The organism is Ulvibacterium sp., from assembly GCF_028285715.1.
Classification (GTDB): Bacteria; Bacteroidota; Bacteroidia; order Flavobacteriales; family Flavobacteriaceae; genus Ulvibacterium.
In genome coordinates, this window is the sequence record NZ_JANQOO010000035.1 from 295,510 (window position 1) to 312,284 (window position 16,775).

The 16,775-nt window shown below is 41.2% G+C and carries 16 protein-coding genes; 13 read left to right on the plus strand and 3 right to left on the minus strand.

Features of this window, described 5'->3' with window-relative positions; translation table 11 throughout:
- Nucleotides 1-229: 229 nt before the first annotated feature.
- Complete coding sequence (locus Q0993_RS19185) at nucleotides 230-820, minus strand: non-canonical purine NTP diphosphatase (RefSeq protein WP_299537382.1); 591 nt, start codon at nucleotides 818-820, stop codon at nucleotides 230-232.
- A 43-nt stretch (nucleotides 821-863) separates the two neighbouring features.
- On the opposite strand from Q0993_RS19185, the gene Q0993_RS19190 reads away from it, so the two are divergent.
- From Q0993_RS19190 to serA, 5 genes are all read left to right on the plus strand, one after another.
- Nucleotides 864-1,316 (plus strand): isoprenylcysteine carboxylmethyltransferase family protein, encoded by a 453-nt coding sequence (locus tag Q0993_RS19190; protein ID WP_299536254.1) that lies wholly within the window; start codon nucleotides 864-866, stop codon nucleotides 1,314-1,316.
- A 110-nt stretch (nucleotides 1,317-1,426) separates the two neighbouring features.
- Nucleotides 1,427-2,038, plus strand: coding sequence for a SatD family protein (locus Q0993_RS19195; RefSeq protein ID WP_299536256.1), 612 nt, complete (start codon nucleotides 1,427-1,429; stop codon nucleotides 2,036-2,038).
- Entirely contained in the window at nucleotides 2,035-2,733 is a 699-nt protein-coding gene (locus Q0993_RS19200; RefSeq protein WP_299536258.1) for a DUF3307 domain-containing protein, read from the plus strand. The genes Q0993_RS19195 and Q0993_RS19200 overlap by 4 nt, the downstream gene beginning before the upstream one ends.
- 1 nt (nucleotide 2,734) lies before the next feature.
- Nucleotides 2,735-3,895: a cellulase family glycosylhydrolase gene (locus Q0993_RS19205; protein WP_299536260.1), complete on the plus strand. Its 1,161-nt coding sequence runs from the start codon at nucleotides 2,735-2,737 to the stop codon at nucleotides 3,893-3,895.
- Nucleotides 3,896-4,091: 196 nt separating this feature from the next.
- Complete coding sequence (serA, locus tag Q0993_RS19210) at nucleotides 4,092-5,975, plus strand: phosphoglycerate dehydrogenase (RefSeq protein WP_299536262.1); 1,884 nt, start codon at nucleotides 4,092-4,094, stop codon at nucleotides 5,973-5,975.
- A 10-nt stretch (nucleotides 5,976-5,985) separates the two neighbouring features.
- Here the strand turns inward: serA and rlmH are convergent, their stop codons facing one another.
- Nucleotides 5,986-6,459 carry a 23S rRNA (pseudouridine(1915)-N(3))-methyltransferase RlmH gene (gene rlmH / locus Q0993_RS19215; protein ID WP_299536265.1) on the minus strand — a complete coding sequence of 158 codons (474 nt, stop codon included), beginning with the start codon at nucleotides 6,457-6,459 and terminating at the stop codon, nucleotides 5,986-5,988.
- A 118-nt stretch (nucleotides 6,460-6,577) separates the two neighbouring features.
- Here rlmH and nadC point away from each other — a divergent pair, with 118 nt between their 5' ends.
- Genes nadC through priA form a run of 4 tightly spaced genes read left to right on the plus strand, consistent with a single transcriptional unit; the run spans nucleotide 6,578 to nucleotide 11,308 of the window.
- Nucleotides 6,578-7,435 (plus strand): carboxylating nicotinate-nucleotide diphosphorylase, encoded by an 858-nt coding sequence (gene nadC, locus Q0993_RS19220; protein WP_299536267.1) that lies wholly within the window; start codon nucleotides 6,578-6,580, stop codon nucleotides 7,433-7,435.
- On the plus strand, nucleotides 7,436-8,410 hold the full coding sequence (locus Q0993_RS19225; RefSeq protein WP_299536269.1) for a YihY/virulence factor BrkB family protein: 975 nt from the start codon (nucleotides 7,436-7,438) through the stop codon (nucleotides 8,408-8,410). It abuts the gene before it with no gap.
- Complete coding sequence (locus Q0993_RS19230) at nucleotides 8,403-8,837, plus strand: DUF2147 domain-containing protein (protein ID WP_299536272.1); 435 nt, start codon at nucleotides 8,403-8,405, stop codon at nucleotides 8,835-8,837. Before Q0993_RS19225 ends, Q0993_RS19230 begins: the two co-directional genes overlap by 8 nt.
- A gap of 14 nt (nucleotides 8,838-8,851) precedes the next feature.
- Complete coding sequence (priA, locus tag Q0993_RS19235; protein WP_299536301.1) at nucleotides 8,852-11,308, plus strand: primosomal protein N'; 2,457 nt, start codon at nucleotides 8,852-8,854, stop codon at nucleotides 11,306-11,308.
- Between the two features lie 141 nt (nucleotides 11,309-11,449).
- Here priA and Q0993_RS19240 read toward each other — a convergent pair whose 3' ends face one another.
- A complete protein-coding gene (locus Q0993_RS19240; RefSeq protein WP_299536304.1) occupies nucleotides 11,450-12,142 on the minus strand; it encodes a LytTR family DNA-binding domain-containing protein in 693 nt (230 codons plus the stop codon).
- A gap of 231 nt (nucleotides 12,143-12,373) precedes the next feature.
- On the opposite strand from Q0993_RS19240, the gene rpsF reads away from it, so the two are divergent.
- The 4 genes from rpsF (at nucleotide 12,374) to Q0993_RS19260 (ending at nucleotide 16,728) form a co-directional block, all read left to right on the plus strand.
- Nucleotides 12,374-12,712 carry a 30S ribosomal protein S6 gene (gene rpsF / locus Q0993_RS19245; protein ID WP_299536307.1) on the plus strand — a complete coding sequence of 113 codons (339 nt, stop codon included), beginning with the start codon at nucleotides 12,374-12,376 and terminating at the stop codon, nucleotides 12,710-12,712.
- A 5-nt stretch (nucleotides 12,713-12,717) separates the two neighbouring features.
- The gene (gene rpsR / locus Q0993_RS19250) at nucleotides 12,718-13,014 is read left to right on the plus strand and encodes a 30S ribosomal protein S18 (protein WP_013991412.1); all 297 of its coding nucleotides are present in this window, start codon (nucleotides 12,718-12,720) and stop codon (nucleotides 13,012-13,014) included.
- Nucleotides 13,015-13,026: 12 nt separating this feature from the next.
- On the plus strand, nucleotides 13,027-13,479 hold the full coding sequence (rplI, locus tag Q0993_RS19255) for a 50S ribosomal protein L9 (protein WP_299536314.1): 453 nt from the start codon (nucleotides 13,027-13,029) through the stop codon (nucleotides 13,477-13,479).
- Between the two features lie 90 nt (nucleotides 13,480-13,569).
- Entirely contained in the window at nucleotides 13,570-16,728 is a 3,159-nt protein-coding gene (locus tag Q0993_RS19260) for a carboxypeptidase regulatory-like domain-containing protein (protein WP_299536316.1), read from the plus strand.
- Nucleotides 16,729-16,775 lie beyond the last annotated feature (47 nt).

Sequence of the window (16,775 nt, forward strand, 5' to 3'; positions counted from 1 at the left end):
ATGTGTTTTACTTAATCGCAAATATGTGTGTTGCATAGAGCGATTATCGTATATAACCCATTGGACTCAGCGCAACACCTGCCATACCGGCGGCTTCAATTAAGCGGCAAAGATACGGTTATTTATTAACATATAGCGGGCTGTGGAATACTCAAAGGGTTGAAATATCATAGATTGAGGGTGGTATTGTTCCAGATGTGGTAAACGCTTTATAATATCTTAACACCTGTTATGGGATAGTATGGCTTATCTTTTTTAAATAATCCACTAATTTCCCGACGGCTTTTCCTCTATGTCCAATTTGGTTTTTTACCGATAAGGGCAGCTCGGCAAAGGTTTGGTCAAAATTTGCTGGTTTAAAGATTGGGTCATAACCAAAACCTTGCTCGCCTTTCTTTTCATGTATAATTTCACCTTCTACTTTTCCGGTGAATAGTTTTTGCTCTCCATTCAGGAATAAGGCAATAACGGTTTTGAATCTTGCCGAACGGTTTGGTTTTTTCTTCATTTCCGAAAGAAGCTTGGCCATGTTTTCATCGGCATTTTTATGCGCTCCGGCATATCGGGCAGAGTACACTCCGGGCGCTCCGTCTAGGGCATCGACAATAAGTCCGGTATCGTCGGCAAAACATGGATATCCATAATTATCAAAAACATATTGAGCCTTTAGGAGGGCATTTTCCTCAAGGGTTTGTCCTGTTTCTGGAATTTCCTCGGTACAGTCTATGTCTGCAAGGGACAAAATTTCAATATGTTTGGGTAATGCATGAAGTACTTCTTTTATTTTATTTGGATTATGTGTGGCAAATACTATTCGCATAAGTCCAAAAATACTAATTTTAGCCATCTGTGAAATGTATGCCATGAAGTTGAAAGTGCCTCCTGTTCTTATCTTTTTGTCTTTTGGACTGTTGATGTATTTTGTAGCCAAGTATTTGACTTTTGGCTATTTTGATTTTTTTGGACGCGAATACTTGATAAGTTTTTTGTTAGGTATGGCCATTGTCATTACTGTTTTGGCTTTGTTCCAATTTTATCGTGCAAAGACCACGGTAGATCCCTCCAATCCTGAAAAGGCTTCGGCCTTAATAGTGACGGGACTCTATAAGTATTCTAGAAATCCGATGTACTTGGCCATGTTGTTGTTGCTTTTGGCTTTGGGCCTACTTTTGGGCAATGCTTTCAATATTTTGGTCGCCGCGGGATTTGTGGCCTATATGAATCGATTTCAAATTATACCGGAGGAGCAGGCATTGCTAAAAATCTTTGGTAAGGCGTATAGCCGGTATTGTATTGATGTGCGGCGATGGTTCTGATATAACCGATATGGCTTATAATGGGTATTTATAAGTAATACTGCTTATAATTTTGAATATTAGCAAATTTGCTTATATTTGTAAATATTAGCTTTTTAGCTTATACAAATATGATCGCAATAATCACTGGAGATATCATAAATTCGGAAAAGCATGCAACCTCTAAATGGATGGATGTTCTAAAAGATTACCTACTAGGGTTGGGCAAGTCTCCCTATGATTGGGAAATCTACAGAGGAGATGAGTTTCAGTTAAGGGTCCCTGAAGAACTGGCGCTGGAAACCTCTATACACATTAAGGCATTGATCAAGTCCATCAAAAGCCTGGATGTGCGTATGGGCATAGGTTTGGGCACGGAAACGTTTGCCAGTAATCGCGTTAGTGAATCCAACGGTCCGGCATATCAACGTTCGGGCAGGACCTTTGAATCGCTCAAAGCGGATAAAACGAATTTAACCATTGCTACCGGCCATGAATTTTACGATAGTACACTGAATCTAATGCTAAAATTGGCTTTGGATTTCATGGATGATTGGAGTACCGTTTCGGCGGAAATCGTGGTTTTGGCCTTGCGAAACCCACAAACTTCGCAACAAGAGATCGCCAAGAGACTTAATATTCAACAATCTGCGGTAAGCCAACGTCAAAAAAGGGCCAGATTGGATTTGGTGTATGAACTTTTGGAATATTATAGCCAAACCATAAAGGAGTTACGCTCATGATTCTTTTTATAAAATTGGTATTGGCCCATTTAATAGGTGATTTTTTATTGCAGCCCAATAGGTGGGTAATTCATAAGGAGGCAAACAAAGTGACTTCCAAGTACCTTTATTTCCATGTATTGATTCATTTTGTCATAACAATGTTGGTGTTGTGGAATTTTCAATACTGGAAACTTGTATTGGTCATTGCTATTTCCCATTATTTTATTGATTTGGCCAAATTATATACCAATCCCCTTTTCAAATTGAAGAGCATTCCCTTTTTCATTGATCAGGTGCTTCACATTCTGGTCCTTTATATATGTGCCTATTCCGGAAATTTGATTGGACAAACCATTTTCTTATTCGAAAAGATTGACTGGGCCTTACTCACTGCCATGGTTTTTGTGAGCTATCCGGCCTCCATTGTCATGGGGAAATTGCTGGAAGGAATGTCGGATAGGATTGAACAGGATCACAAATCCCTTCCAAGTGCGGGTAAATATATCGGGATAATAGAGCGATTGTTTGTGCTAGCATTTATTATTTTAGGTCGATGGGAGGTCATAGGTCTTTTGATAACCGCAAAATCTGTTTTTCGTTTTAACGACTTAAAGGATAGCAATAGCCGAAAGCTTACCGAATATATCTTAATAGGTACCCTGCTAAGTTTTGGTATTGCCATATTAACCGGAATTATTTACACAAAATTTTAGAATGATGAAGAGAGTACTATTTGCCGTGCTGGCCATTTTTATTTTTTCCTGTGCCGAGAAGAAGGAAACAAAACCAGAGCCAACCCCACAGGAAATGGCCCAGCGCTGGTCCAAGGAAAAAGCTTGGGAATGGTACGATCAACAACCCTGGTTGGTTGGGGCCAATTTTAACCCAAGCACTTCCATAAACCAATTGGAATTCTGGCAAGAAGATACTTTTGATCCGGAAACTATTGATCGCGAACTGAAATGGTCGGCAGATTTAGGCATGAACCTCCATAGGGTATATCTTCACAATTTACTATGGGAACAAGATTCCATAGGTTTTTTAAAACGACTTGATGGTTACTTGAAAATAGCCGACTCCTATGGCATCAAGACCATGTTTGTTCTTCTGGACGATGTTTGGCATCCTATTCCCAAATTGGGCAAACAGCCGGAACCGGTTCCCCATGTGCACAATTCTGGTTGGGTACAGGCACCCGGGGCCGAGATATTGGGCGATACAACAAGACATAAGGAACTGGAAGGCTATATAAAAGGAGTAACAAGGCATTTTGCGACAGATGACAGGGTCTTGGTATGGGATGTATATAATGAGCCGGATAATGTGGCCGGGCAACCAGGAAGGGCAAAATTGGAACTGAAGAACAAACATGACTATTCGCTGGCACTTTTAAGGAGGGTATTTCAATGGGCAAGGGAGGTAAATCCAAAACAACCTTTAACCACGGGAATATGGAGAGGAAATATAGATCATTGGGGTAATCTGGATAGCTTGCCTGCCTTGGACCGTTACATGATCGAGAATTCGGATGTGGTATCCTTTCATGCGTATGATGGCGATATGGATAATGTGCAAAGAAAAGTAGATGCATTGAAGAACTATGATAGGCCACTTTTGTGTACAGAATATGTAGCAAGGGGAACCGGAAATACTTTTGAAAATGTAATGCCCATTTTAAAGAAAAATAAGATAGCCGCCATCAATTGGGGCTTTGTCTCGGGAAAGAGCAATACCATTTACCCGTGGAAAAGTTGGGATTCCACTTTTACGACAGAACCGAAGATATGGCATCACGATATTTTACGAGAAGATGGCACGCCGTATTCCCAAGAAGAGTTGGAATTCATTAAGGCCATTATACAAAATAAAAATTGAGAATGGATGCACCGGAGATGGTATCGGCTTTTTGAAAATATAAACAAACATTCCAATTTTTTTACAGTATCAGACATTAGTGTCCTATCGCATGGGGAAATAACATAAAAGGACAATATGTTTTATTTCCCGCTTCTTCACAATGGGATAAAATTAATCTTTATTTTTGCGCTTTGATTTATTTAAAAATTTTCGAATGGGCCGAAAATACGTTTTCGATTTTGATAGTACCTTAACCAGGGTAGAGGCCTTGGATGTTCTAGCCGAAATGACTTTGCAGGGAAGATCAGATCGAGAAGAAATCGTCAACAAGATTCAGGAAATCACTAATTTGGGAATAGACGGGGATATTTCCTTTACGGAGTCTTTGGAACGTCGGATTAAATTGCTAAACGCAAAAAAGAAAGACCTGGACGGTTTGGTAGTAGAACTTCGCCAAAAAATCTCTAAATCCATAGCGTCGAACAAGGAGTTTTTTGAGAAGTTTTCAGATGATATTTATGTTATTTCCTGTGGTTTCAAAGAGTTTATAGATCCTATTGTAGCGGAATACAATATTCCATCCGACCGCGTATATGCCAATACCTTTAAGTTTGACAAATCCGGAAACATCATAGGTTTTGATGAGACCAATGTGCTATCCTCCCATAACGGAAAAATAGAGTGTCTAAAGGGGTTGGATTTGGACGGGGAGGTTCAGGTCATCGGGGACGGATATAGCGATTATGTAATGCGGGAAGCTGGAATTGCCCATAAATTCTTTGCTTATACGGAGAATGTGCATCGTGAAAAGGCCGCGAACAATGCCGACCATATTGCACCCAACTTGGATGAGTTTTTATTCGTGAACGATTTGCCCAGGAACATTTCCTATCCTAAAAACCGTATTAAAATTCTATTGCTGGAAAATGTTCATCCGGCCGCTTTTGACAACCTTTCCGAAGATGGTTTTTCCGTGGAGCTGGTAAAGCATAGTCTTACTGAAGAAGAGTTGATCGAAAAAATTAAAGGTGTCCATGTATTGGGAATTCGCTCCAAGACACAAGTGACGAAGCGGGTTTTGGATGCGGCCAATAAATTGTTGGTCATTGGGGCCTTCTGCATCGGGACAAAACAGATAGAGCTGGACTATGCCAAGAAAAAAGGAGTGGTCGTCTTTAATGCACCCTATAGTAATACACGCTCAGTCGTGGAATTGGCCATTGGTGAAATTATTATGCTGATGCGAAATGTGTTTCCACGTAGTACGGAGATACATAAAGGCCAATGGAACAAGACCGCAGTAAACTCCAGGGAGGTCCGCGGGAAAAACTTAGGTATTGTAGGGTACGGGAATATTGGTAAACAATTATCCGTTTTGGCCGAGGCAATCGGTATGCGGGTGTACTATTACGATATAGAGGATAAGCTTGCCTTGGGCAATGCGGTAAAGTGTGATACGTTGGAGGACCTTTTGAACGTTTCCGATGTGGTTACCGTACACATTGATGACAACCAAGCAAACAAAAACTTTATTGGCGAGCGCGAAATTAACCAGATGCGGGATGGTGCCATGCTCATTAACCTATCACGGGGATTTGTCATTGATATTACAGCCCTTACGGAGGCGCTTAAAAGTGGAAAATTATCAGGTGCCGCAGTAGACGTATATCCTGAGGAACCTAGAAGTAATGGTGAATTCAAAACAGAATTACAAGGACTCGCAAACGTAATCCTAACACCTCATGTTGGGGGCAGCACAGAGGAGGCCCAACGGGATATCGCCGATTTCGTGCCCAATAAGATTATGGATTATATCAACTCCGGTAATACGGTAGATGCTGTTAACTTCCCCAACATTCGTCTGCCAAAGCAGAACAATGCCCATCGCTTTCTTCACATACATAAAAATATCCCAGGTATTATGGCCCACATCAATGAGGTCCTGGCCAAGTATGAGATGAATATCGTAGGACAATACCTTTCTACGGATAGTGAGGTGGGCTACGTAATCACCGATTTGGACAAGGAATACAATAAAGACGTAATGAAGGCCCTAAAAAAGGTAGAGCATACCATTAAATTTAGGGTGCTATATTAAACGGAGACCCTTACCTATGATGATAGGGCTCGTTCCTTAAAATGGTAAAAGCGCGGTACACTTGCTCAATGAAGAATAGGCGCACCATTTGATGCGAAAATGTCATTTTGGAAAGGCTAATCATTCCTTCGGCTCTCTGATAGACCGCCTCACTAAAACCATAGGGCCCACCAACGGTAAAAATCAATTGTTTAATTCCCGAATTCATTTTCTTTTGCAAGAAGTCGGAGAATTCGACCGAGGTATAGGTTTTTCCTCTTTCATCCAATAAAACCAAGACATCCGAGGGGCTTAATTTTTTTATGATTGCTTGGCCTTCTTTTTCCTTTTGTTGTGATTCCGATAGATTTTGTACGTTCTTTAGGTCGGTAATAAACTCCAATTCGAATTTCACATAGTGTTTCAATCTATTTTCATAATTTGAAATTAGTTGAATCAGTGATTTGCCGTCTGTCTTCCCAACAACAAGTAGTTTAACTTTCACCACGCAAATGTAATGGGAACAAATGAAAAGTATACCCTAAAATTCGATTATCCGTTTGGAATTTAAATCGGGTACCCAAAAAACATTTCACTAATTTTATCGGACCAAATTTTCTTTAATGATTTCAGAAGAACAGTTTCAAAAAGAGTTGGGGATTATCATTCACAATGCTATTCGTGAAGACGTTGGTGATGGTGATCACAGTTCGCTGGCCTGTATTCCGGATTCGGCAACAGGCAAGGCCAAACTTTTGATCAAGGACACAGGTGTTTTGGCCGGTGTAGATTTTGCCAAACAGGTTTTTACCTTCGTGGATGCGGAGATGGAAGTGGAGGTTTTATTGGAGGATGGGTCGTCGGTGAAATACGGGGATATTGCATTTTATGTTTCAGGAAGTTCGCGGAGCATCTTAAAGGCCGAGCGTCTGGTGCTTAATGCAATGCAACGTATGAGCGCCATAGCTACAAAAACACAATCCTATGTGCACTTGTTGAAAGGTACCAAGGCAAAAATTTTGGATACGCGAAAGACTACTCCTGGTATTCGTGCCCTGGAAAAATGGGCCGTAAAGATAGGAGGAGGAGAAAATCACAGATTTGCGTTATATGATATGATCATGCTAAAGGACAACCACATAGATTTTGCCGGAGGTATTCCAGAGGCTATTCAAAAGACCCAAAACTATTTAAGGGAAACCGATAGGGATTTAAAGATAATCGTAGAAGCAAGGAATTTAAGGGAAGTAAATCAAATTTTGGAATCCGGAGGTGTCTATCGCATCCTACTGGATAATTTTAACTACGAAGATACCCGAAAGGCCGTTTCAATTATTGGCGATACTTGCCTGACGGAATCATCGGGAGGAATAAATGAGAGCACGCTTCGTAAATATGCGGAATGTGGTGTCGACTATATTTCTTCCGGTGCCCTTACGCATTCCGTCCATAACATGGATTTAAGCCTAAAAGCGGTATAGATGTCATTGGAAATTGAGAAAAGGATTGAAAAGATTCCAATAATCAACAAACTGGCAGTTCTCTTGAAACGTATAAAGCTCCCGGCTTTTGAAGGGCTTTCCCTGTACGATTTGATAGAAATGTATATTGTGGGGATATTTCAGGGTGCACTCTCTACCAGGGCCAGTGCCATAGCCTTTAGCCTATTCATGGCCTTGTTTCCCCTTCTGATTTTTATGGTAACCCTTGTACCGTTTTTGGTTTCCTATCTTAGCTTGGGCAATGCAGATTTTGACAGTGAGTTCTTATCCTTTTTGGAATCGTTTCTTCCCACGGCCACCGGGGAATACTTTGGGGAGATCTATCAGCAGATTAAAGATCAAAAAAGGGGCGGTCTACTGTCCTCCGCTTTTTTGATTTCTATCTTTCTAATGGCCAATGGAGTTAATGCCATTTTTGGAGGATTTGAAAACTCGTATCATGTAGACCTTACCCGCAATTTCATCAGGCAGTATGGGTACGCTTTGATGGTGGGTTTAATATTGTCCGTCCTTATTATAGTCGGTTTTGTGGCTTTTGTCTACTTTGAGGTATACGTTTTGGGCTATCTCAGCGAATTTGCGGCAAGGACCGGAGGTTACGTGTTAGGGGAAGACGATATCATCGGGGTTCAGATCGCCAAGTTTTTGTTCTTCATCATTTTGTCCTATTTAACCGTAGCCATTCTGTATTATTTTGGTACCACGGAGGGAAAAAAAGCTCGATTTTTCTCTTCTGGGGCACTTATGACGACCCTGTTGTTTATTTTAACCTCATATTTGTTCGGGGTCTATGTAGAAAAGTTTGCCCGATACAATGAATTATATGGGGCTTTGGGCGGATTGTTGATTTTAATGGTCTATATATGGTTAAATTCAAATATATTGCTACTTGGTTTTGAACTGAACGCGTCCTTGAATTCCCTAAGAAAAAACTACAAAAAGAAAGATGGCTAAAAGATTTTTTGTTTTCGGTGTTTGCTTGTTCCTTACTTATACGGTAAGCTCGCAAAGCGTTTTTGGACAATGGAAGACTATTGATGATAGGACGGGTAACCCCAAGGCAATCGTAAGTATTTATGAGATGGACGGATTGATGCATGGGAAAATTGTCAAGATTTTGGAGAAAGGTAAGGAGAACGCACGGTGTATCAAGTGTGATGGAGACCGAAAGAATAAACCCATAGTTGGAATGAAGATTATAGATAGCCTTGAAAAGAATTCGGATGGAGAGTGGAAGGGCAAGACCTTGTTCGATCCTGAGCAAGGCATGACCTTTAAGTGCAAGATTTGGTTGAACCCCAAAAACCAAAACGAACTAAAAGTACGTGGATATTTGGCATTCTTTTACCGGACGCAAACCTGGATTAGGGTAGAGGGATAGAAGGCGATGGTACTATGCAATACTTCATCAACGTTGTTTTACCGATTCCCTTAGAAAGACTTTTCACCTACAGTATTTCCAAGGCCGAAGCCGAATTGCTGAGCCCTGGAATCCGTGTAACCGTACCTTTTGGAAAATCCAAGATATACTCCGCTTTGGTATATGAGATTCACACTAGGCCGCCCGAAGTATATGAAGCCAAGGAAATCCACGAAATTCTAGACCAACAGCCTGTAGTAAACCCGCTACAGTTGCAACATTGGAAATGGATCGCCGAATACTATATGTGCACCTTGGGCGAGGTCTTTAGGACGGCAGTGCCCAGTGCATTTTTGTTGGAGAGCGAGACATTGGTTTTAAAAAACCAGGAGGTCAATGTAAATGAAAATGACCTTAAGGATGATGAGTTTTTGGTGTATGAGGCGCTACAATACCAATCTTTCATAAAAGCCAATGAGATATCCGCGATTGTGGATCGAAAAAATGTACTCCCCATCTTAAACCGATTGTTGAAAAAAAATATTATCCGCCTAAGGGAAGAAGTGTATGAGCGGTACAAGCCTAAATTGGTCCGTTATGTAAAACTTGGTGACGCGTATAGTTCTGAGGAAAAACTAGAAGACCTATTGGTATCCCTTGCCCGTGCCCCAAAACAGAGTCAGGCGGTACTTGCACTCTTTCAGCTTCAGTCCGGGAAAAAGGGCCCCATAAAGATTACCGATTTGGAAAAGGGCGGCAATAGCTCCAAAGCGGTCATAAAGTCACTCATAGATAAAGGGGTCTTGGAAGAGTATTTTGTACGGACTGATCGCGTGGTCTACGAAGGGGGTGATGGGGGTTCGGAAGTGAAGTCATTGAATCCAAATCAAAAAAGTGCTTTAGATGACATTTTTAAAAGTTTTGCAGAACAGAAAGTTACCCTGTTGCATGGTGTTACATCGTCCGGCAAGACGGAAATTTATATAAAATTGTTGGAAAAGTATGTGGATTCGGGAAAACAGGCTTTATATCTTTTGCCTGAAATTGCACTCACCACTCAGCTTATAGCTAGGCTGAGGGATTACTTTGGCGAAAAAGTATCCGTTTATCATTCCAAATATAGTTTACATGAACGGGTAGAGGTTTGGAACAATGTATTGCACTCGGAAACAAAGGCCCAAATTATAATTGGTGCACGGTCTGCATTATTTCTGCCCTATTCGGACTTGGGCCTGATTATCGTGGATGAGGAACATGAAAACTCCTTTAAACAGTTTGACCCGGCACCAAGATATCATGCCAGGGATGCCGCCATAGTATTGGGAAACCTTCATGGGGCCCATGTCCTATTAGGTTCCGCTACCCCTAGCGTTGAAAGTTTCTACAATGTACAGACCGGTAAATTTGGCTATACTACTATCAATAGACGTTTTGGTAATGTCCTTATGCCCGATATTGAATTAGTGGATTTAAAGGAACAGACACGCAAACGAAAAATGAAAGGACATTTTTCGGAACGCCTTTTGGAGGAGATTACCGAAACCCTGGATGCCAAGGAGCAGATTATTATCTTCCAAAATAGAAGGGGGTATGCGCCAATTGTGGAATGTACCACATGTGGACATTCGCCACAATGTCCCAATTGTGATGTTAGTTTAACCTATCATCAATATAGGAAGCAATTGCGCTGTCATTATTGCGGGTATCATATGGCGTTGCAGGAAACATGTCAAGCCTGCGGCAGTCCAACTTTGGATACCAAAGGCTTTGGAACCGAACAAATACAGGAAGAGCTTCAGAAATTATTTCCCAGTACCAGAACGGCCCGTATGGATTTGGATACAACAAGAGGAAAACACGGTTACGAAAAAATAATCACGGCATTTGAACAACAGGAAATCGATATTCTTGTAGGTACCCAAATGCTGACCAAGGGATTGGATTTTCGAAACGTGAACTTGGTGGGAATCATGAATGCGGATTCACTACTTAATTTTCCCGATTACAGGGCACATGAAAGAGCCTTTCAGTTGATGACCCAGGTAGCCGGTAGGGCAGGGCGTACCAAAAAAAGAGGTAAGGTCATTATTCAGAGCTACAATCCCTATCATCAAATATTAAAGCAAGTATCTACCAATGACTATGGGGGTATGTACTCTGAACAAATCTATGAACGGGAACAATACAAATACCCGCCTATAAATAGGATAATCAAAATCACCTTTAAGCATAAAAATTTCAATGTCCTCAATGAGGCTGCCGAATGGTTTGCCAGGTCCCTTAGAAATGTATTTGGCGAAAACGTTTTGGGTCCGGAATATCCGCCAATAGCCCGTATACGCAATCAATATCTAAAAAATGTATTGCTAAAAATAAATAGACAATGGACGCTTTCACAGACCAAGGAAGGTATTAAAAGAATAGAAAAATCGTTCAATGCTATTTCGCAGTACCGGGGGGTTCGTGTAATCTATAACGTAGACCATATTTGAGTTGCTATGGACTGCTCTGGTTGTGCAGTCCCGTTTTCATCAAATAAAGCCTTGGATACCTTTTTGGTTCTACTGGTGCTCAAAAAAATGGCCGCTTTCTAGGAAGCGGCCATTGTTCTATTTTATAGCAAAGTAAAAGTACTAGACATTGCTCAACGCTTCTGCCAATTCCGTCTTCTTGTTTCGGCTCAAAGGAATAGATCGTCCACTTACTTCAACATTTTTACTGTTGAATTTTTCTACTTTTTCCAGATTTACGATATAGGATTTATGGATTCGAAGAAATTTTTCCTGTGGCAATTGCTTTTCAAAGGATTTCATTGTAGATAAAATTACAATATTGGCCTCATCAGTTACCAATTTAATGTAATCTCCCAATGCTTCTATCCATTTAATATCATTAAGGACAACTTTTCTTTTCTTAAGGTTACTCTTCACAAAAATATGTTCCTCGTCTTCATTTACCCTGTGCATCTGCTCATACTTGGATACAGCCCGTCGAACGGAGGCATCAAAACGCGCCATGGTAATAGGCTTGTGCAAATAATCCGTAACGTCGTAGTCAAAAGCTTTAAGGGCGTAATCGGGCTTGCCGGTAATCAAAATTACTTGTGGACTGTTCTCAAGGGATTCGAGTAGGTCAAAACCATTGATGATAGGCATTTCAACATCGAGGAAAATTAAGTCGATTTCGTTATTTTTAATGCCATTCTTAGCCTCTATCGCATTGCTATACTCGGCAACCATTGCAAGATTTGGGTGGTTGTTGACTAGCTTGGCGACTGCCATTCGCTGCATCGACGAATCGTCAACAATAATGCTTCTTAATTTCATAAAGGTTGATTTGTGGGGTTAAATCATCGACAAATTACTGAAAAAACCCGTTCAACTGCAATAAAAGTTGTAAACATTGTACGGAATCCTGTGTAATTGGCAATGACCATAGTTTAAGATTTGGTTAAGTTCAATTTTAACGATTGTTAGTCTATAACGAAGATTTTTTCATTTTCTTGTGAAGTGTGTCAAATATTCTTATTTTTGCGCTCCTAAAAATTTAAAATCATTATGAACCATTACGAAACTGTTTTCATTTTAAATCCCGTTCTATCTGATACTCAGATAGAGGAAACAGTTAAGAAATTTGAGGATTTCTTAATTAAGAATGGCGCCAAAATGGTCTCCAAGGAAAACTGGGGACTTAAAAAATTGGCTTATGCCATACAGCACAAGAAAAGTGGTTTTTACCATTTGTTCGAATTTACCGCTCCGGGCGAAGTTATAGGCCCATATGAGCAGGAGTTTAGAAGGGACGAACGCATAATGCGTTTTCTTACCGTGAGATTGGATAAACATGCCATTGAATGGGCGGAAAAAAGAAGGACAAGGTTAAAGACTAAAGCGTAAAGAACATGGCAACATTACAACAACAGGCAAAAGGAAAAAAAGATGGGGAAATTAGGTATTTGACCCCCCTGAATATTGAGACCAATACCAAGAAAAAATATTGTAGGTTCAAAAAATCCGGTATTAAATATATTGATTATAAGGATGCCGATTTTTTGATGAAATTGGTGAACGAGCAGGGAAAGTTACTCCCGAGAAGACTTACGGGTACTTCTTTGAAATATCAACGAAAAGTGGCACAAGCCGTAAAACGCGCCCGTCATTTGGCTTTAATGCCCTACGTAGGCGATTTGTTAAAATAAAAGGAACCGAAGATGGAAGTTATATTAAAACAAGATGTGGAACACTTGGGTTTCAAAGACGATTTGGTAAGTGTAAAAAACGGCTACGGTAGAAACTACCTTATCCCCAAAGGTTTGGCTACCATGGCGACGCCTTCGGCCAAAAAGGTTTTGGAAGAAACTTTAAGACAAAGGGCCCATAAAGAAAAATCTATCGTGGATGCTGCCAATAAGACGGCTGAGGCTTTGAAAGGACTAGAACTTAAAATACCGGCCAAAACAGGTGCTGGTGATAAACTTTTTGGTTCGGTTACTACCATTGATCTAGCGGCGGCCCTTCAAAAGGAAGGACATGAAATAGACAAAAAATATATTGCCATTCAGGGAGGTACTGTAAAACGTACAGGACCCTACAATGCACAAATTAGATTACATCGCGAGGTAGTTTTGGATTTCCCCTTTGAGGTTATCGCTGAGCAAAAATAGTCTTAATAAGAATTAAAAATTTTAAAGAGCTGTGCGTGCATAGCTCTTTTTTTTTGCCTTACTTTTGCACCACTAACTCAATCTCTAGCGATGTTCAAAACTGTATTCCTAACTACGGTGCTGTTTTTTATGGTAGGTTCCATAGCAGCCCAAGTAACCACCTCCAATATTAGTGGAACTGTGGTTGATGACCAAGACCAAGCTCTATTGGGAGCAAACATTGTAGCTGTCCACACGCCAACAGGTACCAAGTATGGCGCTATTACCAACGAGGATGGACTTTTTAAGATGCTGAACCTGCGTGTCGGCGGTCCTTATGACGTTACGGTTTCCTATGTCGGCTTTGCCGATCAGGTGCAAAATGATGTTTACCTTACCTTAGGGAAAACCTTTACCATTGATGTAAAACTGGTTTCCGAAAGCCAGGCTTTGGATGAAGTAATCGTTATCTCCGATCGTGGTAGTACCTTTGGAAGTGACCGTACCGGCGCGGAAACCTCTGTAGGTAGAAGGGAATTGACCAAGCTTCCCACTATCTCCAGATCGGCCCAAGATTTTACCCGGCTTGAACCATCGTCCACTGGGAATTCATTTGGAGGTAGAAACGACCAGTTCAACAACTTTTCCCTGGATGGAGCAATTTTCAACAACCCCTTTGGTCTAGATGCTCCGACACCAGGTGGACAAACCGATGCCCAACCTATTTCCTTGGATGCCATAGATCAGATTCAGGTTTCCTTGGCGCCTTATGATGTTACCCAATCTGGATTTACCGGTGCCACGGTGAATGCGGTTACAAAAAGCGGCACCAATGAATTTCACGGTACCGTTTATGGGTTCTTTAGGAATGAGGATTTGACCGGGGGAAAAATAAAGGGCGAGGATGTGGTAAAACCCGACCTTAAGCAAAATCAATATGGATTCAGTATTGGCGGTCCCATTGTAAAAAATAAGCTGTTCTTTTTTGCCAATTTTGAAAGGGACGAACGTGATGATCTAGGTTCTAATGGATGGGTGCCCAATACAGGTTCGGGTGCTATAAACGAGTCTCGTGTGCTTGAAACCGATTTACTGGCGGTTCAATCGGGCCTTTCCGGATTAGGGTATGATACAGGCAGATATCAAGGATTTACATATGGCGCCGAATCTACCAAAGGCATTTTGAAACTTGACTGGAACATCAATGATAAAAATCGTTTGGCCATAATCTATAATTTTTTGGATGCATCCAAAGAGAAACCGGCGCATCCAACAGCGCTGGGCATAAGGGGACCAAGCTTTCAGACTCTTCAATTTGAGAATTCCGGATATGAAATAAATAACAATATTCAATCCGTACAATTGGAATTAAACTCAACTTTTGGAGACAAAGCGACCAACAAATTACAGGTAGGTTATACACATTTTGATGACTTTAGGGATCCTTTGTCCAGTCCTGCACCTGCAATTACCATACAGGATGGGGCAGGAAGCAACTATATTATCGCGGGTCATGAACCTTTTTCCATTAATAATAGGCTAGATCAGAAAGTTTTTCAGATTACGAACAATTTCAACTATTTTTTGGGCAACCATACATTGACCGCGGGTTTTTCCTTTGAAAAATTCCAATTTGATAATTCGTTTAACCTAGGGGCCTATGGTTTTGATGAGGATGGTGATTTTAATCAGGAAGTCGGTGCTTTTGCCGCCTACCCGGATTTGGCCGCTTTTTTAACCGATGTCAATGATGGAACATTGGCAGCAGCCTTGGCTAACGCTCAAACCATTTTTACCAATAGCAATGCCGCTGGAGTGGGTAATGACGGAGGATGGGCATTGGCCGAGACCAATGTGGGCCAGTTCGCCCTATATATACAGGATGAATGGAACGTTACTTCAGACTTTAAGTTGACCTACGGGGTACGTTTTGACAAACCCTTGTATTTTGATACCGAGGATAAGATTCGTGAGAACATTGCTAGAAAGCCCTTTACGTTTGACCCTACTATTGTATATTTTAATCCGCAAACTGATCAGGAGACCACCTTGGATTCGGAGACTTTGCCAAACAATGACTTCTTGATTTCTCCAAGAGTTGGATTCAATTGGGATGTCAATGGAAATCAGACTACGCAAATTCGTGGAGGTAGCGGAATATTTACGGGACGATTTCCTTTTGTTTGGTTAGGCAACCAAGTGCAGGGATTGGATTTCTTCTTTTATCAAATCGTAGACCCCGATTTTAAATGGCCACAGGTATGGCGTACCAACGTTGGTGGGGACCATCGCCTAGAAAATGGGATCATTTTATCGGCGGATATATCCTACACCAAGGATATCAACGGGGCCCATGTGCAGAACTGGGGACTTAGAAACCCTTCTCTTACCTTGGATGCTCCAGGGGACAATCGCCCGGTGTATGCGGATTCCGATAAAGGTAACAATGCCTACGTCTTTACGAATTCGGATAAAGGAAGAATCTGGAATGCTACTATAAAAGCACAGAAAACATGGAACAACGGTTTGTTTGCTAGCTTGGCCTATAATTATTTGAACGCCAAGGACGTAAATTCCATTGAAGCGGAGATAACTGGGGATGCCTTTGATTTTAACCCCATATCCGGCAATGCCAATGATGATGTACTTTCATTTTCCAGATATGGTGATACCCACAGGTTTATCGGTGTCGGATCCAAACAGTTTCGTTATGGAAAGGATAAGTGGGCTACTACCGTATCTACCTTTTTTGAATATGCCCAGGGCGGTAGGTTTAATTATACCTACGCAGGAAACATCAATAACGATAGCTCTTTTCAGAATAATGATTTGCTCTATATCCCGACAGCGGCAGAGGTACAGCAGATGCAGTTTTCAGGGCCAGGTCAAGCAGAGGCTTTTGAGGCCTACATTCAACAAGACGATTACCTAAGCGATAATAGAGGGGAATACTTTGACAGGTACGGTGCCTTGGCACCTTGGAGGAGCAGATGGGACGTTAAAATCCTTCAGGATTTTAACTTTAATGTGGCAGGGAATCGGGTCCATACCATTCAGTTTAGTATCGACATTCTCAATTTTGGGAACTTGTTGAACTCGGATTGGGGTGTGGTGCAGCAACCTAATAACCTGAACCCACTGTCCGTTTCCGTGGATGCCAACAACGTTCCGACCTACACATTCAACCCCACCTTGACCGAAACCTTTGGTTTTGATTCAAGTCTTTTGTCCCGTTGGCAGGCACAGTTTGGACTGCGCTATATCTTCTAAAACATAAAAATTGATAAAAAAAGGCTATGCAAAATGCATGGCCTTTT

Excerpts from the sequence above, each read along its gene's own strand:
- priA (WP_299536301.1), top strand. The coding sequence starts at position 8,852 with ATGCAATACTTCATCAACGTTGTTTTACCGATTCCCTTAGAAAGACTT.
- Q0993_RS19185 (WP_299537382.1), bottom strand. The coding sequence starts at position 820 with ATGCGAATAGTATTTGCCACACATAATCCAAATAAAATAAAAGAAGTA.
- rpsR (WP_013991412.1), top strand. The coding sequence starts at position 12,718 with ATGGCAACATTACAACAACAGGCAAAAGGAAAAAAAGATGGGGAAATT.
- Q0993_RS19190 (WP_299536254.1), top strand. The coding sequence starts at position 864 with ATGAAGTTGAAAGTGCCTCCTGTTCTTATCTTTTTGTCTTTTGGACTG.
- Q0993_RS19260 (WP_299536316.1), top strand. The coding sequence starts at position 13,570 with ATGTTCAAAACTGTATTCCTAACTACGGTGCTGTTTTTTATGGTAGGT.
- Q0993_RS19200 (WP_299536258.1), top strand. The coding sequence starts at position 2,035 with ATGATTCTTTTTATAAAATTGGTATTGGCCCATTTAATAGGTGATTTT.
- Q0993_RS19195 (WP_299536256.1), top strand. The coding sequence starts at position 1,427 with ATGATCGCAATAATCACTGGAGATATCATAAATTCGGAAAAGCATGCA.
- Q0993_RS19205 (WP_299536260.1), top strand. The coding sequence starts at position 2,735 with ATGATGAAGAGAGTACTATTTGCCGTGCTGGCCATTTTTATTTTTTCC.
- rpsF (WP_299536307.1), top strand. The coding sequence starts at position 12,374 with ATGAACCATTACGAAACTGTTTTCATTTTAAATCCCGTTCTATCTGAT.
- nadC (WP_299536267.1), top strand. The coding sequence starts at position 6,578 with ATGATTTCAGAAGAACAGTTTCAAAAAGAGTTGGGGATTATCATTCAC.
- Q0993_RS19225 (WP_299536269.1), top strand. The coding sequence starts at position 7,436 with ATGTCATTGGAAATTGAGAAAAGGATTGAAAAGATTCCAATAATCAAC.
- Q0993_RS19240 (WP_299536304.1), bottom strand. The coding sequence starts at position 12,142 with ATGAAATTAAGAAGCATTATTGTTGACGATTCGTCGATGCAGCGAATG.
- rplI (WP_299536314.1), top strand. The coding sequence starts at position 13,027 with ATGGAAGTTATATTAAAACAAGATGTGGAACACTTGGGTTTCAAAGAC.
- Q0993_RS19230 (WP_299536272.1), top strand. The coding sequence starts at position 8,403 with ATGGCTAAAAGATTTTTTGTTTTCGGTGTTTGCTTGTTCCTTACTTAT.
- serA (WP_299536262.1), top strand. The coding sequence starts at position 4,092 with ATGGGCCGAAAATACGTTTTCGATTTTGATAGTACCTTAACCAGGGTA.